The sequence below is a fragment of the uncultured Clostridium sp. genome (genome assembly GCF_934754925.1).
Taxonomy (GTDB): Bacteria; Bacillota; Clostridia; order Clostridiales; family Clostridiaceae; genus Clostridium.
The window spans coordinates 1-26592 of record NZ_CAKVJA010000002.1 but is presented as its reverse complement, the minus strand read 5'-3'; the positions used below and the strand labels follow the sequence as shown (position 1 = coordinate 26592).

The following is a 26592-nucleotide window of genomic DNA, read 5'->3' as shown; positions in this document are numbered from 1 at the left end:
TTATTTTATTCCTTCATTATTTTTGTGATAACTAATTAAACCTTCATTAACTTCATTAATAGCTATTGTTAATGGTTTCTTTGAAGGATTTGAAGTTAATGGTTTGCTACCATCTATTATTTGTCTTGCCCTTCTTGATGTTACTATAACTAGTGAATATCTGTCTTCTACCTTTTTTAATAAGTCCACCACTGATGGATTAATCATAGAGTTGTTCATGAATTAAGCCCTCCTTAGAATCTAATATTGTATCTTTTATTCTATCTACTCTACATTTTTCTGCGGCAATTATTCCTTCTATTTTGTTAACTGCCGTATCAACTTCATCATTAACTACTGCATAATTGTATTTAGAAACATAGTTTATTTCTTGATATGCATTTTTAAATCTTGTCATTAATGATTCTTCTGTTTCACTACCTCTTTTAATTATTCTTTGTTTTAACTCTTCCATTGATGGAGGTAATATAAATATAAATACCCCTTCGCTGAAGTTTTCTTTAACTTTTAAAGCACCTTGAATGTCTATTTCTAAAATAACATTCTTTCCTTCAGCTAACATCTCTTCTACTTTGAACTTTGGAGTTCCATACATATTTCCATGTACTTCAGCATACTCTAAGAAATCATTGCTTTCTACTTTAGAAATAAAATCTTCTTTAGTTAAGAAGTGATAGTTTACTCCATCTACTTCTCCAGCTCTTGGACTTCTTGTAGTTGCAGAAACAGAAATAAATAAGTCATCTCGCTTTTCTAAAAGCGCCTTGCATATTGTTCCTTTTCCTGCTCCTGAAGGACCGGAAATTACAATTAATAGTCCTTTATTATTTTGCATTATTCATCAACCTCATCTACAGTTTCATCTTTAGCTACTAATCTATGCGCAACAGTTTCTGGTTGAACTGCTGATAATATAACATGGTCGCTATCAGTAATTATTACAGCTCTTGTTCTTCTTCCATATGTTGCATCAATAAGCATTCCTCTATCTCTAGCTTCTTGGATTATTCTCTTAATCGGTGCTGATTCTGGACTAACTATTGCAACAAGTCTATTAGCTGAAACTATGTTACCAAAACCGATGTTTATCAATTTTATTCCCATTACTATCCTCCTATTATTCTATGTTTTGTACTTGTTCTCTTATCTTTTCAAGTATATTTTTTATATCAATAACTATATTAGTCATTTGGATATCACTAGATTTTGAACCAATAGTATTTGTTTCTCTATTCATTTCTTGAACTATAAAATCAAGCTTTCTACCAACTGGTTCCTTTAAATTTAAAGTTTCTCTAACTTGGTTGATGTGACTTCTAAGTCTTATTATTTCTTCATCTACCGTTGCCTTATCTGCTAACATGCAAACTTCCATTGCAATTCTACTTTCATCTATATCAACATTTCCTAATAGCTCTTTTACTCTTTCTTCAAGTTTTATCTTAAAGTTTTTTGGGATAGTATCTGCAAACTCCTCAACCTTTGAAACTAATTCTTCTATAATAGAAATCTTAGATAAAATATCTTCTTTAAGCTTATCACCTTCAACTTCTCTCATTCTGATCATCATATCTAAAGAATCATTTATAAGAGGTTTAAGTTCTTGCCAAACTTCATCTATTTTATCTTCTTCTTCTACTACAGTAATAACTTCTGGAAATCTTGCAATTTGCATTACTGAAATATCATTTTTAACACCTAATTTTGCTTCTATCTCCTTAAGGCACTCTAAATATCCTTGAGCTAAGTTAATATCAACCTTTGGAATTCCGCTGCCATCATTGTAATTCTTTAAGTTGATAAATACATCAACTTTTCCTCTATTAAGTGAATTACTTATCATCTTTCTAATTTCTTCTTCTAAAGAAATTAAAGTTTTAGGCATTCTAATATTTACATCTAAATATCTGCTATTTACGCTTTTCATTTCAACAGTAAAAACTCTTCTTTGTCCTTCTTCACTGCTGCTTCTTCCAAAGCTAGTCATGCTCCTAATCATATTATTCTCCTTACCTTCTATGGCTTATTAAATATAACTTATATTTATCTTAAATAAATTTCTTTTACTATATCATAGTTTATAACCTTACTAGATTCTATGTCAATATTTTGTTTACAAATTGTTAACACTTATTTCTATATACAAAAAAGTTGCATCAATATAACTTAGTTATTCATAACTTTATTTTGATGCAACTTTTTAAATAAATATTTTTATAAGAATAGTAATTTTAATATAAATACTACTGCTAGAAGGTACATTACCCAGGAAATTTTAACTTTATTTTCCTTTTTGCTAAAGATACTATATAATAAATTAATTATTACATATGATAATATTCCAAGAGTCAAACCATCCCCAATACTATAAGTTAAGGGCATAGCTGCAATAGTTAAAAATGCTGGTACTCCCTCTGTTATATTATCAAAATCTATTTCTTTAACTGCTCCAAGCATTAAATATCCAACATAAATTAAAGCTGGAGCTGTTGCACAACTTGGAATAGCTATAAATATTGGTGAAAAGAACATAGCTATTAAAAATAAAATTCCTGTAGTTATAGCTGTAAATCCTGTTCTTCCACCTACTGCAACTCCTGTTGAACTTTCAACATAAGTAGTAACCGTAGATACTCCTAGTAATGATCCTGCTGTAGTTCCTATAGCATCAACCAAAAGTGCTCTTCCTGCATTTGGAACATTACCTTCATCATCTAGCATTTTAGCCTTGGAACAAACACCTACTAAAGTTCCTACTGTATCAAAGAAATCTACAAATAGGAAAGTAAATACTACAGTAATAAACATTTTAATATTTTCACCACTAAATGCATTTACTAAATCAACTTTTCCTGCAATTTCTCCAATTCCTTCAAACTTAAATACTCCAGTTGGCAAATAAATTCCTAAAGCTCCAGCAGCCTCCTTATCAACTAAAGCAAATCCCCATCCTATAATAGCAGAAATTAATATTCCCCAAAGAATAGCTCCTCTTATTCCCTTTTTATCTAAAACAGTTATAATTATAAGACCTATGATTGTTATTATTACAGTTGGTGTAAATACTCCTAAAGATACCATTGTTGAATCATTTGCAACAACTAACCCTGAATTAGCCATTCCAATAAATGCTATAAACAACCCAATACCACCTGTTACAGCTAATTTCATGTTCTTAGGAATTGCATTTACAACAGCTTCTCTAACTTTAAATAGTGATAAAATAATAAATATAATACCTTCAACAAATACAGCAGTTAAAGCTACCTTCCATGAAATTCCCATTTGTCCTACAACGGTATAAGCAAAATATGCATTTAATCCCATTCCTGATGCTAATGCAAATGGTAAATTAGCAAATATCCCCATTAGTATACATGCGATTGCAGCGGCTAAACATGTTGCTGTAACTAGAGCACCAGCTGGCATGCCTGTAGCTGATAAAATACTTGGATTAACTGCAATAATATATGCCATTGTTAAAAATGTAGTTAATCCTGCAAGCATTTCTTTTTTCATATCAACATTTTTGTTAGAAAAGATGGGTAGCAACTTTTCTTTTTTAGTTACGGTTTGCATTAAAAAATCCCCCTTGTAATTTATATATTTAAGTTTAAGAATAAGATAAAGGTAATTAAACTTTATCTACTCTAAATAACTTACAAGTAAATAAAAAACTGCAAAGTGCCACTAAGATAACACTTTGCAGTTATTTTAAATATTAAAACTTATAATCATAGTTTTCACTCTATAATGGGAATATAATAAATCTATCTACTTATCATTAGAATAGAAGTTATCTTATATATAAGTATAAACCATAAATTTCCAAAAGTCAATTTTTACGTACATTTCTTTTCCCACATTATGTAATATTCGTATATTAAAACTGATTCTTAATTTCTTCTTTATCTATTGTACTATTTATTGCTAACACTAGCTTTACTCTTGCTTTTTGTCCTGGAAGAGTATCCCCAAAAATTACACCTAAATCTTTAAGCATCTTTCCTCCACCTTCATATCCATAAGATTCATGAACCCTACCTTCAAAACATCTAGAAACTACAACTACAGGTAATCCTTTATTTAATGCTAACTTTATTCCATCTACCATTTTAGGAGGAACATTTCCTCTTCCTAAAGCTTCGATGATTATTCCCCCATATCCTTTGTCTATTACAAATTCAATAAATGAAGAATCCATATCTGCAACACATTTTATTAAAGCAACGTCACTTTTTATTTCTTCAACATTATATTTTTCAGTCTTTTTAGTTTCTCTATAAAATATAACCTTATTATTATCAACTATTCCGATAGGTCCAAAGTTAGGAGTTCTAAAAGCATTTAAGGCCATTGAATTTGCTTTTATAACTTCTGAAGCCGAATTTAATTCTCCATTAAAGCAAACAAGTACTCCTCTATTCCTTGCATCTTCTGAAATAGCAGTACAGATTGATGCTGCTAAATTTGATGGTCCATCATACCCTAATTCTGATCCACTTCTCATAGCTCCAGTAATTACAACTGGCTTTTCACTTTCTATAGTTAAATCTAAAAGATATGCAGTTTCTTCTAACGTATCAGTTCCATGAGTTATTACAACTCCATCAATATCATTTCTACCTAATAAATCTTTAGTAAATTTGCTTAGCTCTAACATAGTTTTAAAAGTCATGTGTGGTGATGGAAGACTTGAAAAGCTATAAGATTCTATTTCTGCAAACTCTTCTATTCCTGTAACCATTGACATTATCTCTTCTCCAGTTAAACTTGGTACAGCAGCCTTTATTCTCTCGTCAACCTTCATTGATATTGTTCCACCATTAAATACTACCGCTATTTTTTTCATTTTTCTCCTCCATCCAGTTTCTTATATTCCTTATCTACTGTTTTATAGTATATCTAAATTGTTTATTAGAGATTAAATACTGTGATGATGGAAATTAATGATACAACCATAGAAATATCATTAATTTTTCTCTATCACTCCTCATAAAACTAAAAGATAAAATTCTATATACAGACCCTCTGATTAAATCATAAAATCCCATTTCCACTTAGTTAATAATATTTTTAATTCTGATTATTGGCAGGTCGACATTTCCTGCATCTCTGTTTACTGAAATACTCAGCGCATGAGGAGCCCTTTCTCACCTCAATAATCATTCTTGTACACAACTACATATTATACATTTCGCCCAAAATTATATCAACCAAATTATTTTTTTCCCTTAATATCAATTAACTTACCACTATAAATTCTGTTCTCTATCTTCTTATCAGTTATTGGGTACATCGTGGTTACATAGATATATTGATGTTCTTCATCTAACTCTACACCCAAAAGCAAATTAGTATAAACTCTCTTAATAAATTCTACAGCAGTCTGTCCCCCTTTATTTTTATAAATACCAATATAGTCGGGTTCTTCTAATATTTTCTTCATCCACTCAAGAATACCATCCCTAGTCCTTCTATCTAATTGCCTACCATGCCTCTTTATAATATGTCTTAGCACTCCTGGGGATGCATATATTACTCCAGTAAACTCTATACCTAACTCATTGGCTACCTTTTGTCTTAAATATCCTACTCTTTTATAGGTACACAATCTGCTTTCCATACTATCCCTCTTTACTATAATATATTAAGCATAATACTATCTGCTTAATATATTCTATTCTAATACCAAGAGAGTCTACACTAACATTTAAAAAAAAATTATATTTTAACTTATTTATAGCAATAAAAATAATCTACCACTAAAATTTAAAGTTAGCAGTAGATTATATTTATGTTATAGAATTATACAAATTAATCCGCCATTACCTTCATTTATAATCTTTTGAAGTGTCTTTTGGATTTTTACTTGAACATCTTCTGGCATTTTATATAACTTATTTTGTAATCCTTCTTTAACTAATACTTCTAAAGATTTACCAAACATATTACTTTGCCATAATGATGCCGGATCCTTATCAAATTGATCCATAAGAGCATTAACTAACTCTTCACTTTCCTTTTCAGATCCCATTATTGGACTAATTTCTGTTTTAATATCTGCTTTAATAAAGTGTAGCGATGGAGCACTAGCTTTAAGTTTAACTCCAAACTTAGTTCCTTGTTTAACTATTTCAGGTTCTTCAAACTTCATTTCACTTAATTGTGGAGCAACAAGACCATATCCTGTTTCTCTAACATCAACTAAAGCATCCTTAATCTTGTCATATTCGCGCTTTGCAACATTTAAATCTTTTACAAGAGCTATTAAATCACTCTCACTTTCAATTTCAGAATCGCAATTTTCACTAAGTACTTTATAAAAAATAGTTTCACTTGGTTTAAGTAATATCCTTGCAGTACCTTCACCAAGATTTATTTCAGTTAAATCTGATGCGCTTAAATTTTCATTTTCTTTTGCATCATTAAAGGCTGATTTTATGTCTCTTATTTTATCTACGCTTTGACACATTCCCTTAATAATTTTGAAAAATTCTTTTTTTAGCCAATGATCTGGCTCTAAATTTTCAACCCAAAGAGGCATGTCTATATTTATTTCTTTTACAGGGAATTCCTTAAGTACATGCTTAAATAACTTCTCAATATCCTTTTCTGTCATATTATAAACATCCATAACCTGAACTTCTACATCATACTTTTTCTCTAATTCATCCTTTAATGCCTCTGTTTCAGGAGAGTTTATGTTTTTGGTATTAAGTACAACTATGAAAGGCTTGTTAATTGCTTTAAGCTCTTCTACTACCCTTTCTTCAGCCTCTAAGTATTCCTCTCTATTTATACCTGTAATACTACCATCTGTAGTTACTAAAAGTCCAACTGTTGAATGATCTGTTATAACTTTTCTTGTACCAATTTCAGCAGCATCTTCAAATGGTATTTCATATTCATACCATGGAGTATTAACCATCTTGGGCTCTTCATCCTCTAAATATCCTAATGCACCTTTAACTATATACCCCACACAATCTACCATTCTAACTTTTAATTTAATATCATCATCAATAGTTATTTCTACAGCTTCATTAGGAACAAATTTAGGTTCCGTAGTATGAATAGTTTTTCCTGATCCACTTTGTGGCAATTCATCCTTAGCTCTTTCCTTTTTATAAGCATTATCAATTTTTGGTATAACCATAAGGTCCATAAATTTTTTAATAAATGTAGATTTCCCAGTTCTAACTGGTCCAACAACACCTAAGTATATGTCACCTTGAGTCCTTTCTGCAATATCCTTATATATATTGAAATCGCCCATAAGTACGCCCTCCTATTTATTTTTAACACTATATATATATTCCCTAGTAAAAAAAAGTATACTATTTTTTTAATTTTATTCATTTAAATAAAAATTTTTATTTCTAGCACTAGAATTAACTTTCTTCTTAAGTATCTATATAGTTAACAATATGTTATAAGATAAATATTTATGATGTACTTTTAAATTTTATTTTTACATAACTTAATATTATTTTTATTACTATATTGGCCTAATAACATAAATAAAGTATTATTAATTTTTAAAATTAATAGCAAAAGGTGAAACCACAAAATTGCGATTTCACCTTTTCACTAATAGTTTTCAGCTTTTTTATCTCTTTCTAATAATTCTCTAACCATATTTCTTGCATCTTTACCTTCAAAAAGAACTTTGTAAAGAGCATCTGTTATTGGCATTTCAACACCTAACTTTTCCTTTAAGTTATAAAATGCATGACAAGCCTTTATTCCTTCAACAACCATTCCTACTTCTTCTACTGCTTCTTCTCTAGTTTTACCAGTTCCTATTAAATATCCGGCTTTTCTATTTCTTGAATGCATACTTGTACAAGTAACTATTAAATCGCCCATACCAGTTAGACCTAAAAATGTTTCAATTTTCCCGCCAAGCTTAGTGCCTATTCTTACTATCTCAGCCATACCTCTTGTCATTAATGCAGCTTTTGTATTATCTCCATATCCTAAACCATCACATACTCCAGCTGCAAGAGCAATAATATTTTTTACTGCTCCTCCTATTTCAACTCCAACTAAATCATCATTAGTATATACTCTAAATGTTTTAGTCATAAATAAATCTTGAATCTCTTCTGCAACTTTCATATTTTTAGATGAAGTCAGTACAGTAGTTGGAATATTAAATGCAACTTCTTCTGCATGACTTGGTCCAGATAATACTACAACAGGATTTTGAATTTCCTCTTCAATAACTTCAACTAAAGTTTTATTACTACCTTCTTCAATTCCCTTTGCAATACAAATTACAGGTATATTTTCATCTATTAATCCTTTAAGACTTCTAGAAGCGCTTCTTATTACATGAGATGGAACAGCTAATACTACATAATCACTATGTACAACAGCTTCTTCCAAAGTATTATAAGCTGTAACATTTTTAGGCACATCTAATCCCTTAATAAACTTATCATTTCGTCTATTTACATTAATATCCTCTACAACAGCATCATCTCTATCGTATACTGCTACCGTATTTCCTTTGTTTGCTAATAAAATAGCTAAAGAAATCCCGAAACTTCCTCCGCCTAAAAAAGTCACCTTACTCATAATTAACTATCCTTTCTCTCCCTATATTCTATTTGTATACCAGTTCCACTGAAATCAAAATTATCTCTTAATTGATTCTCTAAGTATCTTTCATATGAGAAATGTCTTGCATTTACATCATTAACAAAGAATACAAATTTCGGTGGTTTTGTAGCTACTTGAGTAGCATAGTATATTTTTAATCTCTTTAAAGCTACAACTGGTGGTTCTTTCATTAATATAGCTTTACTAATAACATCATTTAATACACCAGTTCCAACTCTCTTATTATAATTATCATAACACTCTTTAGCAATTTCAAGAACCTTATGAGCTCTTTGACCTGTTAATGCTGATATAAATAAGAACTTAGCATACTTTATAAACTTAAGTTTGCTTTGTAAATCTTTCTTATAGTTATCCATTGTCTTATCATCTTTTTCAATAAGATCCCACTTATTAACTATAACCATTATAGCTTTATTTAGTTCATGAGCAAATCCTATAATTTTTTCATCTTGCTCTGTTACACCTTCTGTTGCATCTATCATTAAGATACAAACATCAGCTCTTTCAACTGCAGCAAGTGTTCTAATAACTGAATATCTTTCAATTTCTTCTTTAACTTTGCTCTTTCTTCTAAGACCAGCAGTATCAATTAAAGTAAACTTTCCAAATTCGTTTTCAATTTTACTATCTATAGCATCTCTTGTAGTTCCAGCTATATCAGATACTATTAATCTATCTTCACCTAATAATCTATTTATTAATGATGACTTACCTACATTAGGCTTACCTATCATAGCAATTTTTATGTCATCCTCTTCTTCATCTTTGCTTCCTATAGAATCAAAATGAGATACTACCATATCAAGCATATCTCCAAGACCTTTTCCTTGACCTGCTGATATAGCAACTGGGTCTCCTATCCCTAAGTTATAGAACTCCCAAGCATTTTCTTCGTCCTTTAAGTTATCAATTTTATTAACAACTAATACAACTGGCTTCTTTGATTTTCTAAGCATTGTAGCAACTTCATTATCAGCTGCTGTTAATCCTTCCTTACCATCAACTACAAACATTATAACATCAGCAGTTTCTATAGCAATATTTGCTTGTCTTCTCATTTGCTTAACTATTATATCTTGGTTTTCTGGCTCTATACCACCTGTATCAATCATAGTGAAAACATGATTTAGCCATTCAGCTTCTGCATATACTCTATCTCTTGTTACACCTGGTGTATCTTGAACTATTGAAATTCTTTTTCCTGCTAATTTATTGAATAATGTAGATTTACCTACATTTGGTCTTCCAACTATAGCTACTATTGGTTTTGCCATTATTCTTCTTCCTCCTGACATGTATCATTTATTATGCTTACTATATCTTCTCCTGTATGATCACATACAAGAACCTTAACACCTAATTCTCTTTCTATATCATCTATCTTTGTATCATCTAACATAATATATTCAGCTGGCCCTAGCTCATATCCTTTTCTAAACATATTATTAGGCATAATTAAGTACTCGCTATTAATCTTTCCTTTTAATTGTCCTATTATATCTGTCCCTGTAAGAAGTCCTGCAACAGTTATAGTTTCTCCAAAGAAATGATTAATAATTTTATATGTATCTATTTTAATATTAGGGTTAACTTCCATCAACTTCTTCATTCCATTGCTTACTTCATCAAAAGCAAGTTTTCCAGTTGGAATTGAAAAAGTTCCTTTTATATTTTTATTTAAATCTTGAGCAGTATAGTTTATAGCTTCTCTAAAGCATCTAATCATACCAATTCCATCTTCTATTTGCTCATATCCATTATAAAAGTTCTCTTCAGGTACATCTATACCTGAAACTAAATAAAATTCATCAGAAAATCTTACAAATGGATCATTTATCTCCTCTATGAATTTCTTTTGGAACTCCATAACCATTTCTAATTCTTTTCTTGCTGATTCTTTAGTAAATGTCTTTACTTGAACTAATCCTTCTCTATATTTAGTAACTCCAATTGGTACTACTGCAATATTTGAAACTGCTGGATATAATTCATATAACTCAGTAATAGTTCTTTTTAATTCTTCTCCATTATTAACTTCTGGTATAAGAACTATTTGACAATGCATTTCTATTCCTGCATCTGCAAGCCTCTTCATTCTTTCATATACTGTTCCTGCAAATCTATTTCCAAGCATTTTAACTCTTAAATCTGGATTTGTTGTATGTACAGAAATATTTATAGGACTTATTCTATATCTTATAATTCTTTCTATATCCTCATCCTTCATATTTGTTAAAGTAACAAAATTACCTTGTAAGAATGAAAGACGCGAATCATCATCCTTAAAATAAAGGGTTTCTCTCATCCCTTTTGGATTTTGGTCTATAAAGCAAAACATACATTTATTACTACATCTTTTTGCTTTATCCATAATACCGCCACCGAATTCAAGACCTAACTCTTCTCCATAGTCTTTCTCTATTTCATAGTCCCAAATCTCTCCATTCGGTTTTTGTATCTCTAATACTATTTCTTCATCATTAGTTAAAAACCTGTAGTCTATAATATCAACTATCTTTTCTCCATTTACTGATAATAAAATATCATTTACTTCAATGCCGACTTCTTCAGCAATACTATCAGGCATTACACTTGTTATTACATTCTTCATAATGTCCACTCCTATAATTACCTATCATCTCTATGATATATTAACCTAATAATTTTATTCAGTCAACTAACAGTTAAGTTAATTACTTAAATTAAATTTTAAACTATCTATATTTAATTTTTCAAATTATTAGATAAAAAAAGAATATAGGTTACCCCATATCCTTTATTATTACTCATTTAAGTCTACATAATCACCTTTTGCAGAAAAAATTATCCATTCACAAATATTTGTTACATGATCTCCAACTCTTTCAAGGTATTTAGATGCAAATAATATTTGAGCACCCTTATTTATTATAGTTTCATCTTTTACCATCTTCTTTAACATATCGTTAAATAATCCACGATATAATATATCAACCTCATCATCCATCTTGCATATTTCATAAGCTGCATCTACATTCCCAGCAACAAAAGCTTCAATAGATTTATTAATCATTTTTCTTAATATATCTACCATTTGCCAAATAGGGTCACATTCTTCACCTAAAACATCTAATTCAACTCTTTGGGCAATTTTACATATATCAACTGCATAATCAGCCATTCTTTCTAAATCTGTAACTATCTTAGAAGTTGCAAATATTTTTCTTAAATCTGTAGCAACTGGAGATTCCATGGCCATAAACTTTAAACATTGTTCTTCAATCTTTCTATTTAACTCATCGACCTTATCGTCATTTTCCATAACTTGCTTTACTAGTTCCATATCTTTATTTTTAAAAGCTTCTATACTATTGTATATTTGCTTTTCAACTAAACTTCCCATTTCAGCAAGCTCTGTTCTTAATAACTTCATTCTCTTGTCTAATAGATTTCTTGTCATACTCTCACTCCCTATTACAAATTAAATTTTATCCGAATCTTCCAGTTATATAATCCTCGGTTCTCTTATCCTTTGGTCTATAGAAAATATCCTCGGTTTTACCGTACTCAATAACCTCTCCAGATAAGAAGAAAGCAGTCTTATCAGCAATTCTTCCAGCTTGTTGCATATTATGGGTAACAATTACAACAGTATATTGCTTCTTTAATTGATCCATAAGTTCTTCCATTTTGTTAGTTGAAATTGGATCTAATGCAGATGTAGGTTCATCCATTAAAATTATTTCTGGAGATACTGCTATAGTTCTAGCTATACATAATCTTTGTTGTTGCCCTCCAGAAAGACCTAATGCTGATTTTTTTAATCTATCTTTTACTTCATCAAAAAGTGCAGCTCCTCTTAAACTTGTTTCAACTATTTCGTCTAATTTCTTTTTATCTTTTATGCCATGTATTCTTGGCCCATAAGCTATATTATCATAAATTGACATAGGGAATGGATTAGGTTTTTGGAATACCATTCCTACCTTTTTTCTAAGATCTATTTCATCATATTCCTTATATATATCTTTTCCATCTATTAAAATTTCACCATTAATCTTAACACCTTCAATTAAATCATTCATTCTATTTAAGGTTCTTAAAAATGTAGATTTTCCACATCCTGAAGGTCCTATTAATGCTGTAACTTTTTTTGATTCTATATCTAAGTTAATATTTTTTAATGCTTTATTATCACCATAAAACAATTCTAAGTTTCTAACTTGAATTTCTGGTTTTGTTATACTTGACATATTTACACCTCAAAATCTATCTGGTTTTCTTTAAGATATAGTTAATTCATATATATACTAACTATATACTAACTATATACTACTTATTACACCTTAAAAATTTAATAATTAGCTTTATTAAATTTCTTACTTATAAATTTAGCTAATAAATTTAAGATTAAAATCATTACAATTAAAACTATTCCTGCTGCAGCTGCTGATGCTATATCACCTTTTTCTTTAGTCTCAAGAAATGCATGAACTGTTAAAGTTCTACCACTTGACATTATGCTTTTAGGAATCTTATAAACTGTACCTGCAGTTAAGAAAAGTGCTGCTGACTCTCCAATTACACGTCCCATAGAAAGTATTACACCTGAAAGTATACCTGGTATAGCACTTGGAAGTATTACTTTATATAAAGTTTGGAATCTTGTTGCTCCAAGGCCTAATGAAGCTTCTCTATATGAAGGTGGAACTACTTTTAATGATTCCTCTGTTGTACGAATAATTACTGGTAATATAATTATTGAAAGAGTTAATGATCCAGCTATAAGCGAATAACCAAACTTTAATGCACTTACAAAGAATGCTGCTCCAAATAATCCATAAACTATTGATGGTATTCCGGCTAATGCTTCTGTTGAATATCTAATTACTCTTACAAGCTTTCCTTGCTTTGCATACTCTTGTAAATAAACAGCTGAAAGTACTCCTATTGGTGTTGCTATAAGCAATGATAATCCTACAGTATATAATGTTGAAATAATAAATGGTTTTATTCCACCACCACCTGATGGTTTATATTCTCCAAATAAGTAATTTAAATTTATTAATTTATAACCTTTTATAAATATGAATCCTATTATAAATACTAAGATTCCAACTGTTATTATTGCTGATAAATATAATAATATCTTTAAGATATTTTCTTTAAATTTTCTCATTTTTATTTACCTTCCTTACTAGAAAGTTTTGAAATTACTAAGTTTAATAGTAAGATAAATACAAATAATACAACTCCTGTTGCAAATAGCAACTCTTGATGAGATTGTGTTGCATATCCCATTTCTAAAGCAATATTACTTGTAAGAGGTCTTACCTTATCAAAAATAGATGTTGGTATTTGAACTGAATTACCTCCAACTAAAATTATTGCCATTGTTTCACCAATTGCTCTTCCGCATCCTAATACTATTGCTGCAAGTATACCTGACTTAGCCGCAGGTACTACAACCTTAAATGTTGTTTCTATATGTGAAGCTCCAAGTGCTAGTGAACCTTCTTTGTAGCTTTTTGGAACAGCTTTTATAGCAGTAGTAGAAACTGAAATTATTGTAGGTAACATCATAACTGCTAATACAATAATTACTGCTAATAAACTTTGTCCCTGTGGTAAATTGAAAGTTCTTTGAATCCAAGGAACTATTATTGCTAAACCAAATAATCCGTATAATACAGATGGTATTCCAGCTAAAAGCTCAACTGCTGGAATTATAATTTTAGATACTCCCTTTGGAGCTACCTCTGCAATAAAAATAGCTGTTAATAACCCTATTGGTACTCCTATTATTAAGGCTCCTAATGTACCATAAATAGATGCTATTATCATTGGTAATATTCCATACTTTTGATTTTCTGATGTTGGATACCATTCGGTTCCAAAAATAAATTGTGTAAATGATTTTCCTTCTGCGAAAAATGGCCTTAGCCCTTTATAAAATACAAATCCTATTATTAATATTAGACTTATTACAGCAATAAGTGCACATACTAGAAATATGGCTCTTGTAACTTTGTCTATAATATATTTACTTTTATTATTTTTATTTTCCTCTACCATTTCAGTCCTCCTAATGGTAATAACACACTTTAATTTATTTATATAGTAAAAATGCCTCAATACCCGAGGCACCTTTACAATTGAATTAAAACTAATCTATAGTTATTAATTTATTTTCTTCTACTATTTGTTGGCCTTCATTACTTAATACAAAGTCAATTAATTTTTGTCCTTCTTCTGTTAACGTATCTTCTTTAGTTACTAATATAAATGGTCTTGAAATTTTATATTGTCCAGCCTTAACATTTTCAGCTGTTGGTTCTACATCATTAACACTTAATGCGCTCACAGTGTTATCAATATATTCAAAAGAAGCAAATCCAATTGCATTTTCATTTCCAGCAACAGTAGTTTTAACAGCTCCACTACCATCTGAAATTGTAGCATCCTTTTTCAACTCTTCTGATTTATAACCAACTATTTCTTGAAATGCATCTCTTGTTCCTGAACCCTCTTCTCTTGAAACTACAACTATTGGTGAATCTTTTCCACCAAGCTCTTTCCAGTTAGTAATTTCTCCTGTATATATTTTTCTAACATCGTCTAAAGATATGTTCTTAACTGGATTATTGGGATTTACTAATAAAGCAATTCCATCATATGCTACTGTTGTTCCTTGGACAGATGTCTTTTCCTCATCTTTTAATTCTCTTGAAGACATTCCTATTTCTGAAATACCTGATATAACATCTTTTATTCCAGCTCCTGAACCATTTTGTTGTATCTCTAATGTTACATTACTATTCTCTTCTTCATATTTTTCTTGAATCTTTTCCATTAATGGTCCTACTGAAGTTGATCCTGAGATTGAAATTGTTACTGAGTCACCATTAGAAGCTTTATTATTATCTTCATTTGATCCACATCCTACAAATGTTGCGCCTATCATAGTTACTAATAATGCTCCTACCATTAACTTCAATTTTTTACTTCTCATTTTTATTCCTCCATTTTCATAAATGAATTTTTATTCATATACCTTACACAAATAATATTATTCCTCTAAAGTTAAAGTAATATTACTTAAAAGTTAAATAACGTTAGAGAAATGTTAAAACAAGGTTAAATATGTATATTTTTTGTAAGAGAAGAAATAATATTATCAAAAAAAAATAAGATAAAAATATTTTAAATATCTTTACCTTATTTTTATTTACCATTTTCTTATATTTTATTATTAAATTTATTATTCATTTTTAATCTTTACGGTAAATGTGCTTCCCACACCCACTTCAGAATCAACTGTTATATCACCGTTAAATAATTTAACAATATGTTTAACAATTGCAAGTCCAAGTCCTGTTCCTCTTGTAGATCTTGATTTATCTACTCTATAAAACCTTTCAAAAATCCTTGGAATATCACCTTTAGGAATTCCTATACCATCATCTATTACTTTAAAAATAAAATATCCATTATTAGATGTTATAAGTATTTTAACATTTCCATTTTCATTAGAATACTTGATAGCATTTTCTATTAAATTTAAAGCTAATTGATGGAACTTATCCTTACTTCCAATAATATCATTATTAAATTCATTTATAAATTTTATATTAATTTGCTTTTTATCTGCTTGTTTTTTTACTATATCAATTATATTTTCTATTACCTCTCTTGGACTAAAGTTACTATTATCCATCTTATGAAGATTTTCAATGTTAGAAAGCACTAAAATATCACTAATTAAATTAGTTAATCTTTCAGCTTCTTTATCAATGATATTTAAAAATTTATTCTTAGTTTCAGAGTCATCAACATATCTTAAAGTTTCAGAAAAGCCTTTAATTGATGTCAATGGTGTTTTCAGCTCATGAGAAACATTAGCAACAAATTCACTTCTCATATTTTCAAGACGTTTAATATCTGTAATGTCCTGAAGCACTATTACTATACCTATTTGATTTTTTGTTCCACTTATAATAGGTGCCTTTTTTACTCTTATTTCTTTTTCTATCGGATGAAATAACCTTATCTCTCTTGAGCCTATATCAGGAACTTCTCTTATAAAATTAATTAAATCATAATCAATAATACAGGATGATATCTTCTTACCTATTACATCCCCCTGTAAGTCAAATAATTTTTTAGAATATGGATTGCTTAATATTATATTTTCATTATTATCTACTGCTATTACTCCACTTTCCATACTTTCAAGTATAGCCTCAAGCTTATTTTGTTTGTCTAGGGAGTCATTTATTTTAATTTCTAACTGATCTGCCATATTATTAAATGTTTGTGCTAACAAACCAATTTCATCATAATTTCCAATAATAGCTCTCTTATTTAAATTACCATTTGCAATTTTAGCAGTGATTTTTTCAAGCTCTTTAATGGGATATACAATTATCTTAACTAATTTCACTGACAATACTAATGACAGTAAAAATACCCCTATTACAATAGCAAAATAATATTTTAGCGTTCCTAAAGTAAATACCTTTATATTATTAATAGGAACAGAACTTCTAATAACCATATTATCATTTATCTTAGTTGCATAATAAACCATATTTGCGGATAATGTATTACTAAATCTAACACTACTTCCAGTACCATTGTTAAATGCATCTATAATTTCCTGTCTGTCTTTATGATTTTCTAAATCTGATGTCTCATTATCAAATATTACATCTCCATCTTTATTTACTACAGTAAATCTAACGGAATTCCCCTTAAATTTATATATAGATAAATCCTCATTAGTATAATCTTCTTTTGAAAAACACACATTATATATAGATAATGCTTCCTTGGCATCATTTATAGTATTTATATCTACTAATGTAATAAAGGCACTTGTCACTATGATCAATGCAAATATAACTGTAATTACTACTGATGTTATAATACGTTTTTTCATAAAATACTAGTTAGGGTTAAACCTATACCCTACTCCTCTTATAGTTTCAATAAATTTAGGATTTTTATCATCTGCCTCTATTTTCTTTCTTAAATATCTTATATGAACATCTACAGTTCTTGTTTCACCTATATATTCATATCCCCATATTTTATCTAGCAAAGTATCCCTTGTTAAAATTTTTCCTTTATTTCTAATTAAAATTTCAAGAAGCTCAAACTCCTTAAGTGTTAAATCTAGTTTTTTATCTTTAATAAGAATTTCTCTTTTATCAAAGTCAGCCACTAAATCTCCAAAAGTTAATATATTATTTTCAGGCTCTACAATAGAAACTCTTCTTAATACGGCTTTTACTCTTGCAAGTAATTCTCTTACTGAAAAAGGCTTAGTAATATAATCATCTGCACCAAGCTCTAAACCTAATATTTTATCAAACTCTTCACTTTTTGCAGTAAGCATTATTATTGGAGTGTTTCTAATTTCACTATTACTCCTAATCTCTTTGCAAACATCATATCCATCTTTTCCTGGTATCATTAAATCTAATAAAATTAAACTTGGCTTTTCTTCAATTGCAACTTTTACAGCATCAATTCCATTATTGGCTATAATTACTTTATATCCGTTATTAGTTAAATTGTAATTTATAAGTTCTGCAATATGTTCTTCATCATCTACTACTAATATTTTTTCATTAGCCATTTCTATCACCCCAATAATTTATTTAATATATGAAAATGAAAATAATCTTCCATATGTTCCATTGCTTCTTCTATAAGAAAAAAGCTTGTTTTCTTTTTCGCAATGAGTACATAAAGCAAAAGAATAAATATTCTCATCCTTAATACCTAAAGACTTTAAATCTTCTTCAATACATAACTCCATACTTAAATTTCTACCCTTAAAAAGTTTTTCACTAGGTACATTAAACTTGTTAATAAATTTCTCCTTTAGATCCTCTGAAACTTCATAACAACATTGTCTAATATGAGGCCCTATATATGCTTTTATATTAGATACATCACAATTAAATTCATTTATCATCTTTTCTGCAGCATTCTTAGTTATATCATTAAAAGTTCCCTTCCACCCACTATGTATTGCTGCTATAGTAGATGTACTTTCATCAACTAGTATTACAGGAACACAATCAGCAGTAAAAGCTCCAATAATTACTGATTTTTCTTTAGTAACTATGGCATCTCCTTCATTTTCAATAAAATCTTTTTGTTCTTTATCATAAACTAACACTTTATCACTATGTATTTGTTTTATATACTGAACTTCATCAACCGCAAAATCGCCTTTAAGTGATAGTAAATTATTAACCCCTTCATCTGTGTGTCTATTAAAGCTTCTATTCATTTTCGCATTAGAAAATATAACATTAACCTTTTCACCTTCTAATACCCAAAAATCTTTAAATTTCTTAAAATCATTAACATTTAAAATCTTCATAATCCACCTCTAAATTTTCCTAAATGTATTTTACCATTTAACATGTGTTTTTACCATTTACCATATATATTTTTTAACATGATTTTAACTTTAGGTATACATTTAATCAATAATAATTATATCATAAAAAAGACTGCCCTTTAGGCAGTCTAATTAATTTTTATTGGTCATCAATCCTTTAATTTCATCTAAGAATGTATTGATATCCTTAAACTCTCTATATACAGATGCAAATCTTACATATGAAACTTCATCTATAGCTTTTAATCTATCCATAACCATTTCCCCAATAGAACTAGAATCAACTTCAGTAAGCATATTATTTGAAATACTTTTTTCAATATCTTCAGCTAATTCTTCTATTTGTTTTCTAGAAATAGGTCTCTTTTGACAAGCAATAATAAGTCCATTTACAATCTTTTCTCGATTAAAATTTTCTCTTGTTAAATCTCTTTTCACTACTAAAATTGGAATATCTTCAACTTTTTCATATGTAGTATATCTTCTTCCACAACTAGTACATTCTCTTCTTCTTCTAATTGTTGTATTATCATCTGTAGATCTTGAATCTACAACTTTACTTTCATCAAAAAAACAAAAAGGACACTTCAAACAAACCACGCCTTTCTCCTATAGTTATATTTGTATTATACAATCTTTTTTTATTTTATTCTATATTTTATTTTCATCTGTAGGTAATTGTATACCAGAAGCATCAACAATTAATACATCAACACCTATCTTAACCACCTTTTCCCATGGTATTTCTATATCCTCTTCTCTTGAGAACCACCCTTTTGAGTTAGATGGTAAAAACAAAGAAACTACTCTATTAGTAGATAAATCAATTTTGTAATCTCTAACATATCCTAATTTACTTCCTGTTGATACATCCACAACTTCCATACTTCTTATAGCATTTACTGAATATAAAATTAAATCCTCTTCCATAAATATCTCCACCCCTTAAATATGTATTTAGATCATTTACCATAATTATATATATGATACTATATCTTATTTTATTAAAATAATTTAAAACAAAAAAAAGGACCCTTTAGGTCCTATACATACTTTCTCATGTGTTTTAATGCTGTCTTTTCTAGCCTTGAAACTTGAGCTTGAGATATACCAATTTCATCTGCAACTTCCATTTGTGTTCTACCATTAAAAAATCTTAATGTTAAAATTAATTTTTCTCTATCATTTAACTTTTTCATGGCTTCTTTTATAGATATATTTTCTAACCAACTATCATCACTATTTTTAGAATCACTAATTTGATCCATTACATAAATAGCATCACCACCATCATGATAAATTGGTTCAAATAAAGAAACTGGATCTTGGATGGCATCTAAGGCAAAAACTACTTCTTCTCTTGGTATATTTAATTCTTTAGCAATTTGAGAAACTGTTGGTTCTTTATTATTATCCTTAATAAGTTTGTCACGCACAAGTAAAGCCTTATAAGCAACATCTCTTAAAGATCTACTTACTCTAATAGAGTTATTATCTCTTAAATACCTTCTTATTTCACCTATTATCATAGGTACAGCATATGTAGAAAACTTAACATTTTGTGATAAATCAAAATTATCTATGGATTTCATTAATCCAATACATCCTACCTGGAATAAGTCATCTACATTTTCCCCTCTATTATTAAACCTTTGAATAACACTTAAAACTAACCTTAAATTCCCCTTAATAAAAGTTTCTCTTGCTTGTGTGTCTCCACTTCTCATCTTTAATAAAAGCTCTCTTTTTTCCTTTTCCTTTAGTACTGGTAATTTTGAAGTATTTACTCCACAAATCTCAACTTTGTTAACGATCAAAGTTAATCACTCCTTCAGAAGTAATAACATACTGCATTTTAAATTATTTCCGTTAGAGGATTCTTTTATACTAAAGACAACCTAAATCATTTTATTTATTTCTTTTTTCAATCTATTTATTATTTTCTTTTCTAATCTAGAAATATATGATTGAGATATTCCAAGAATGTCTGCAACTTCTTTTTGAGTCTTTTCACTATTTCCAGAAAGTCCAAACCTTAATCTAACTATTTCTTTTTCTCTATCATTTAAATTTCTTAAGGCTAAAAATAATAATTGCTTATCTACTTCATCTTCAATTAAATTATATACAGTATCGTTTTCTGTTCCTAAAATATCAGATAATAACAATTCATTTCCATCCCAATCTATATTTAATGGTTCATAAAATGATACTTCTGCCTTTACCTTACTATTTCTTCTTAAGTACATTAGTATTTCATTTTCAATACATCTTGATGCATAAGTAGCTAATTTAATTTTCTTTTCTGGATTAAAAGTATTTACTGCCTTAATTAATCCTATAGTTCCAACTGAGATTAAATCTTCAACTCCTACACCTGTATTTTCAAATTTTCTTGCTATATATACAACAAGCCTTAAATTCCTTTCTATAAGTGTATTTCTAACTGCTTCTCCACCAGTGCTTAATTTGTCTACTAACTGTTCTTCTTCATCTTTTTTAAGTGGTGGTGGTAAAGCATCATTACCACCTATATAATCTACTCTTTTTCTAAAAATATTAAATTTAGATAAGAATTTATTCAAAAATAAAATTAATTTGCCCATACCTATTTTACCCCTCCTATACTATACCTCTTGATAATAAGGCTTGAAATTCATCTTCCTTACTTAATTTCCTTTCACAACCACATACTATAGCTTCTACCCTTGTCCAACTATTTTCTTCTTCATTTCTAATCATAATATTCTGTCCCTTAAAGCCTTTCACTTCACCCACTTCATTAATTGTGTCATATTTTATAATAAACTTTTTATCATCAGCTATTTCAAATTGATTAAAATAAGTATTTTCAACTATTATACAAGGCAAATTAGTTACTGGCTCTCTTAATTCATTTCCTGTATCTAAAAATCCCTTAACTAGTACTGTTCTTGTCCCCTCTGTAATATATATATCATATAAAAAGTTTTTTACCATTGCTCTATCCTTAAGTAAATCTACAATTCGAGTTGTAAAAATAAAAATAATAGCTACAGATAAAACTATAAAACTTGCTGAATTATTTTTAATAACAAACTCTTGCCCGATTAAATATGTATTTTGCATTTGTATCATTCCAAAACATATACCACTTAGCATAAAGGCTAACATAAAAAATACTACCAGCGATTTAAAAACAAATTTTAAATTTCTTTTCTCCATAGAAATATATATCATGATTGATGGAACTAACATCTTTATTCCTATAGAACTAAAAATCTTTACATTACAAAAAATAACTAATCCGTATATCCCTCCTAATAAAGCTGCTAAATATACATTTCTTTTCTTATAATTAATTCTTAATAACTTAAAAGTAAGTAACAATAAAAATAAATTGATTATTATATTTTCCAATAAATATATATCAATATAAACTTCCATATACTCACCTCCTTAATATATAAATTATACCTTTATATGAAAAATTTTTTTGTCATATTGAAGGAGTTCAAACCAAGTTTTAAACCAAGTTTTTTTACATTTTATACCTATTTTTTCCTTATAAATTTTATTATTTTTTTATTTCTTTTTTTCTGTCTCTTTATGGGAATAATATAAATATTTTTAGAAATAAAAAATAGATAGATTACGTAAAACTTATTTACATAATCTATCTATTTATATTAATTAAACTTAATTATTTTCTTGATCTTAAGAAACTTGGAATATTTACACTTTCTCTATCTAAATCTAATAATGGATCAGTATGAGATGTTGTAGGTTCTTCTTCCTTCTTTATTGGTTCAACTGGTTTTGGTTCAATTCTAGGTTCACTAGCACTTGATACTAAATTACCATTATCTTCTTCAAAGCCAGTTGCAATTACAGTTAATCTAATTTCATCATTTAAACTTTCATCAATAACTGCTCCGAATATAATATTAGCATCTACATCCGCAGCTTCTCTAACAATTTCAGCTGCTTCATAAACTTCTATAGCACCTAAATCTACTCCACCTGTAAAGTTAATTATAACTCCTGTTGCACCATCAATAGAAGTTTCTAATAATGGAGATGATATCGCTTGTCTAACTGCATCTTGTGCCTTATTATCACCTTTTCCGTAACCAACTCCCATATGAGCTAATCCTTTATCTTTCATTACTGTTTCAATATCAGCAAAGTCAGCATTAACTACCCCTGGAATTGTAATAAGGTCAGATATTGCTTGTACACCTTGTCTTAGAACTCCATCTGCTAATTTGAAAGAATCTAATAATGTCGTTTTCTTATCTGCCATAGCTAAAAGTTTTTCATTAGGAATTATAACTAATGTATCAACATGTTGCTTTAAGTTTTCTAACCCCATTTCAGCATGTCTCATTCTTCTCTTTCCTTCAAATGGGAAAGGCTTAGTAACTACACCTACTGTTAGGATATTCATAGACTTAGCGATTTCAGCAACTACTGGAGCAGCACCTGTACCAGTTCCACCACCCATACCAGCAGTTATAAATACCATATTAGCTCCTTTTATTGCCTCTGCTATTTCTTCTCTACTTTCTTCAGCCGCCTTCTTCCCAATTTCAGGATTAGCTCCAGCACCAAGACCTTTAGTAAGTTTTTCACCTATTTGGATCTTTGTATTTGCTTGAGAAAGTAATAATGCTTGCTTATCTGTATTTACAACAATAAACTCAACATTCTTTAACCCTTCAATTATCATTCTGTTAACGGCATTACCACCGCCACCACCACAGCCTATTACCTTTATATTAGTTAATTCTTGCATATCTAATTCAAAATCTAACAAAATAACTCCTCCTTAAAACTCTCTCTATTAGTAATTTAAATACTTTCATAAAATTAACTTCACTAATTCATTTTTTAACTATACTTTAAAATTAAAAATTATTTCGTACTTTAATTTTACATCATTAAATATATGTTAACAATAGCAAATTGCTATTTGTTGAAGAATTTTGTAATGATTTCTTCACTTTTGTAAAAAATAAGTATCTAAATTTTCCAATTTATCTTAGTTAGCTTACTATTAAATTTTATTATTAATATATTATACTATTATTAATATCTAATAACATATTTTAATTCTATCATAAATATAATTCAACGTATACTAGAAAATCCCTCTATTTTTTAACATTTTTTTTAAATTTTATAATATAAAAGAGCGTAAAGATTTACGCTCATCTAATTTCTTATAAGGTTATCATTCTTTTTAAAATCTCTCTGTCAACTGCATAAGTTAATGCGGTATCCATAGAAATAACACCTTTTTTATATAGCTCACAAATTGACATATCCATAGTCTTCATACCATATTTATTTCCCGTTTGAATAGCCGATTCAATTTGATATGTTTTTCCTTCTCTAATTAAGTTTTGAATTCCTGGAGTTGTAACCATAACCTCAAGGGCACCTATTCTTCCATCACCATGTATATTAGGCAATAATTGTTGTGATATAACTGCTTGCAATACTGATGCTAGCTGAATTTTCACTTGTTGCTGTTGGTGTGGTGGAAATACATCTATTATTCTATCGATTGTCTTAGTTGCTCCAATAGTGTGTAATGTTGAAAAAACTAAATGTCCAGTTTCTGCAGCTGTAATAGCTATAGAAATTGTTTCTAAATCTCTCATTTCACCTACTAGAATAACATCTGGATCTTCTCTTAAAATTGCTTTTAATGCATTTTTATAACTTCTACTATCTTTTCCAATTTCTCTTTGATTTATTATACATTTATTATGCTTGTGTAAGTATTCAATAGGATCTTCTAATGTTATTATATGAGCTTGTCTCGTTTTATTAATTTCATTTATCATAGCAGCTAAAGTTGTACTTTTTCCGCTTCCTGTTGGTCCTGTTACTAATACAAGACCTCTCTTTTTATTAACTATTTCTTTAAGTACCGTTGGATAATTTAATTCATCTAACGTAGGTATTTTAAGTGCAATAACTCTTATTGCTATAGCATCACTATTTCTCTGTTTAAAAACATTTACTCTAAATCTACCTATTCCTTGAACAGAATAAGATGTATCAAACTCACCAATTTTTAAATATTCATCATATTTTTCACCTAAGATCTCTTTAGAAAACTCCTCCATATCTTTAGGTAACAATTTATTATCACCAATTTGAATAAGTTTTTCATTGCATCTTATAGTAGGTGGTATTCCAACTGTTAAATGCAAATCTGAAGCATTCATTTCTATGGTTTTACTTAATAGTTCCTTTAATAAATACATTTTATCTCTCCCTATTATATTATATTTTATCTATAAGTATAATTAATTCTATTTTAGTAAAATAAAGCTTATATTTCAACTTTTTTGGAACATATGGTTATTACTTACTTAAAAGTTAACTCTTTTTTAAGCTTTTTCAACGCCTTTTTCTCTATTCTAGAAACATAAGATCTTGATATTCCAAGCAAACTTGCAATTTCTCTTTGTGTTTTACATTTTCCATCAATTAGCCCATATCTCATTTTAATAATTTCTCCTTCTCTCTCATTTAAAGAAGTATTTATTTTCGAGTACAAAGCTTTAATTTGTATGTTAGTTTCAACCTTATCAATAACAGAGTCTTTATCGCTGCTTAACACATCTATTAAACTTATTTCATTCCCCTCTTTATCAACTCCAATTGGATCATGAAGAAAAGTTTCCCCCTTTTGCTTTTTACTACTTCTAAACAACATTAAAATTTCATTTTCAATGCATCTAGATGCATATGTAGCTAATCTTGTACCCTTTGATGCATCAAATGAATCAATAGCCTTAATTAACCCTACTGTACCAATAGATATAAGTTCATCTATATCCTTATTAGGTATTTGATATTTTTTCACAATATGTGCAACTAATCTAAGGTTTCTTTCTATTAAAACGCCTTTAGCCTTTTTATCACCAGCCTTTAACAGTTCTAAATATTTCCGCTCTTCTTTTTCGTCCAAGGGCTGCGGAAACGTATTGTTACCTGAAATATAGCCAGTTAAAAATACATTAGTACACAACAATTCTAATATATTACCAATAACTATCACTAAGCTTCCTCCTAGTAGTGCTTATTATATAATATGATAGTTTTTGAAAATATTGCTTAAAGAATTTAAATTAATTTTCTTTACAACACGTGGAAGCGAAAAATGAAATATTTATTTTCCAGTAACCGTGAAATTTTCACCTAGAATTTATATAATTAATTCCGTAAAGTTTGCTAAAGTTTTTAAACTCGCTGTTAGCTCAAACAGTAAAAACTTCTTTACGCAACTTTACTCCATCAATTATTAAATTCTACGGCTTAATTTTAATGGTCATTCCAAATTAATATTTCATTTTTTCTTTTCTCACATAACTACTTATAACCTCACCCTTATAGTTAATATCTTTTGCTACATGTTATATGACAAACTATTAACTAAAAGTATTTTAACCTGGCTAAAATAAGACTCATTAAATTAAAAGTTAATTATTCTATCAAAATAATTTATAGCACAGAACATTAACTTTATAGGTTTTTCGCTTTTAAATTGCAGACCTAAG

General features: G+C 28.8%; 27 protein-coding genes. All 27 read right to left on the bottom strand.

All coding sequences use genetic code 11. The annotated features are described in order from the left end of the window. The 27 genes from rpoZ to sigK all read right to left on the bottom strand — a co-directional run bounded on the left by rpoZ (position 1) and on the right by sigK (position 26093). Positions 1-219, bottom strand: coding sequence for a DNA-directed RNA polymerase subunit omega (rpoZ, locus tag Q0G30_RS01570; protein WP_294385610.1), 219 nt, complete (start codon positions 217-219; stop codon positions 1-3). After that, entirely contained in the window at positions 200-835 is a 636-nt protein-coding gene (gene gmk / locus Q0G30_RS01565) for a guanylate kinase (protein WP_294385604.1), read from the bottom strand. The genes rpoZ and gmk overlap by 20 nt, the downstream gene beginning before the upstream one ends. Next, positions 835-1104, bottom strand: coding sequence for an extracellular matrix/biofilm regulator RemA (gene remA, locus Q0G30_RS01560; RefSeq protein ID WP_005213529.1), 270 nt, complete (start codon positions 1102-1104; stop codon positions 835-837). Before remA ends, gmk begins: the two co-directional genes overlap by 1 nt. Positions 1105-1117: 13 nt before the next feature. Continuing rightward, the gene (locus Q0G30_RS01555) at positions 1118-1999 is read right to left on the bottom strand and encodes a YicC/YloC family endoribonuclease (RefSeq protein ID WP_294385602.1); all 882 of its coding nucleotides are present in this window, start codon (positions 1997-1999) and stop codon (positions 1118-1120) included. A 215-nt stretch (positions 2000-2214) separates the two neighbouring features. Then, on the bottom strand, positions 2215-3579 hold the full coding sequence (locus tag Q0G30_RS01550; protein WP_294385600.1) for an NCS2 family permease: 1365 nt from the start codon (positions 3577-3579) through the stop codon (positions 2215-2217). Positions 3580-3883: 304 nt separating this feature from the next. Further along, complete coding sequence (locus tag Q0G30_RS01545; protein ID WP_294385597.1) at positions 3884-4852, bottom strand: asparaginase; 969 nt, start codon at positions 4850-4852, stop codon at positions 3884-3886. 369 nt (positions 4853-5221) lie between these two features. Then, a complete protein-coding gene (locus tag Q0G30_RS01540; RefSeq protein WP_294385595.1) occupies positions 5222-5626 on the bottom strand; it encodes a PBECR2 nuclease fold domain-containing protein in 405 nt (134 codons plus the stop codon). 174 nt (positions 5627-5800) lie between these two features. After that, the gene (spoIVA, locus tag Q0G30_RS01535; protein ID WP_294385593.1) at positions 5801-7279 is read right to left on the bottom strand and encodes a stage IV sporulation protein A; all 1479 of its coding nucleotides are present in this window, start codon (positions 7277-7279) and stop codon (positions 5801-5803) included. A gap of 314 nt (positions 7280-7593) precedes the next feature. Next, positions 7594-8586 carry an NAD(P)H-dependent glycerol-3-phosphate dehydrogenase gene (locus Q0G30_RS01530; RefSeq protein WP_294385590.1) on the bottom strand — a complete coding sequence of 331 codons (993 nt, stop codon included), beginning with the start codon at positions 8584-8586 and terminating at the stop codon, positions 7594-7596. Between the two features lie 2 nt (positions 8587-8588). Then, positions 8589-9908 (bottom strand): ribosome biogenesis GTPase Der, encoded by a 1320-nt coding sequence (gene der, locus Q0G30_RS01525; protein ID WP_294385587.1) that lies wholly within the window; start codon positions 9906-9908, stop codon positions 8589-8591. Beyond that, positions 9908-11245 (bottom strand): DUF512 domain-containing protein, encoded by a 1338-nt coding sequence (locus tag Q0G30_RS01520; RefSeq protein ID WP_294385586.1) that lies wholly within the window; start codon positions 11243-11245, stop codon positions 9908-9910. The genes der and Q0G30_RS01520 overlap by 1 nt, the downstream gene beginning before the upstream one ends. Positions 11246-11416: 171 nt before the next feature. Next, positions 11417-12073 carry a phosphate signaling complex protein PhoU gene (gene phoU, locus Q0G30_RS01515; protein ID WP_294385584.1) on the bottom strand — a complete coding sequence of 219 codons (657 nt, stop codon included), beginning with the start codon at positions 12071-12073 and terminating at the stop codon, positions 11417-11419. Between the two features lie 28 nt (positions 12074-12101). Then, positions 12102-12866, bottom strand: a complete 765-nt coding sequence (gene pstB, locus Q0G30_RS01510; protein ID WP_294385581.1) for a phosphate ABC transporter ATP-binding protein PstB — start codon at positions 12864-12866, stop codon at positions 12102-12104. Positions 12867-12967: 101 nt separating this feature from the next. Beyond that, entirely contained in the window at positions 12968-13792 is an 825-nt protein-coding gene (gene pstA / locus Q0G30_RS01505) for a phosphate ABC transporter permease PstA (RefSeq protein ID WP_294385579.1), read from the bottom strand. A 2-nt stretch (positions 13793-13794) separates the two neighbouring features. Beyond that, positions 13795-14688 (bottom strand): phosphate ABC transporter permease subunit PstC, encoded by an 894-nt coding sequence (pstC, locus tag Q0G30_RS01500; RefSeq protein WP_294385577.1) that lies wholly within the window; start codon positions 14686-14688, stop codon positions 13795-13797. Positions 14689-14779: 91 nt separating this feature from the next. Next, entirely contained in the window at positions 14780-15625 is an 846-nt protein-coding gene (locus tag Q0G30_RS01495) for a phosphate ABC transporter substrate-binding protein (protein WP_294385576.1), read from the bottom strand. Positions 15626-15874: 249 nt separating this feature from the next. Next, a complete protein-coding gene (locus tag Q0G30_RS01490; protein WP_294385572.1) occupies positions 15875-17554 on the bottom strand; it encodes an ATP-binding protein in 1680 nt (559 codons plus the stop codon). A 6-nt stretch (positions 17555-17560) separates the two neighbouring features. Continuing rightward, on the bottom strand, positions 17561-18256 hold the full coding sequence (locus tag Q0G30_RS01485) for a response regulator transcription factor (RefSeq protein WP_294385570.1): 696 nt from the start codon (positions 18254-18256) through the stop codon (positions 17561-17563). A gap of 18 nt (positions 18257-18274) precedes the next feature. Next, positions 18275-19012 (bottom strand): peptidoglycan editing factor PgeF, encoded by a 738-nt coding sequence (pgeF, locus tag Q0G30_RS01480; RefSeq protein ID WP_294385567.1) that lies wholly within the window; start codon positions 19010-19012, stop codon positions 18275-18277. A 153-nt stretch (positions 19013-19165) separates the two neighbouring features. After that, positions 19166-19624 (bottom strand): transcriptional regulator NrdR, encoded by a 459-nt coding sequence (gene nrdR / locus Q0G30_RS01475; RefSeq protein ID WP_294386020.1) that lies wholly within the window; start codon positions 19622-19624, stop codon positions 19166-19168. A gap of 60 nt (positions 19625-19684) precedes the next feature. Then, positions 19685-19963 (bottom strand): YlmC/YmxH family sporulation protein, encoded by a 279-nt coding sequence (locus tag Q0G30_RS01470; RefSeq protein ID WP_294385564.1) that lies wholly within the window; start codon positions 19961-19963, stop codon positions 19685-19687. A gap of 113 nt (positions 19964-20076) precedes the next feature. Next, positions 20077-20850, bottom strand: a complete 774-nt coding sequence (gene sigG / locus Q0G30_RS01465) for an RNA polymerase sporulation sigma factor SigG (protein WP_294385563.1) — start codon at positions 20848-20850, stop codon at positions 20077-20079. 81 nt (positions 20851-20931) lie between these two features. Further along, a complete protein-coding gene (gene sigE / locus Q0G30_RS01460; protein WP_294385560.1) occupies positions 20932-21639 on the bottom strand; it encodes an RNA polymerase sporulation sigma factor SigE in 708 nt (235 codons plus the stop codon). Between the two features lie 16 nt (positions 21640-21655). Further along, positions 21656-22459, bottom strand: coding sequence for a sigma-E processing peptidase SpoIIGA (locus Q0G30_RS01455; protein WP_294385558.1), 804 nt, complete (start codon positions 22457-22459; stop codon positions 21656-21658). 256 nt (positions 22460-22715) lie between these two features. Beyond that, a complete protein-coding gene (ftsZ, locus tag Q0G30_RS01450) occupies positions 22716-23831 on the bottom strand; it encodes a cell division protein FtsZ (RefSeq protein ID WP_294385556.1) in 1116 nt (371 codons plus the stop codon). Positions 23832-24237: 406 nt separating this feature from the next. Next, positions 24238-25293 carry a type IV pilus twitching motility protein PilT gene (locus Q0G30_RS01445; RefSeq protein ID WP_294385554.1) on the bottom strand — a complete coding sequence of 352 codons (1056 nt, stop codon included), beginning with the start codon at positions 25291-25293 and terminating at the stop codon, positions 24238-24240. A 104-nt stretch (positions 25294-25397) separates the two neighbouring features. After that, positions 25398-26093, bottom strand: coding sequence for an RNA polymerase sporulation sigma factor SigK (gene sigK, locus Q0G30_RS01440; RefSeq protein WP_294385551.1), 696 nt, complete (start codon positions 26091-26093; stop codon positions 25398-25400). Between the last annotated feature and the right edge of the window lie 499 nt (positions 26094-26592).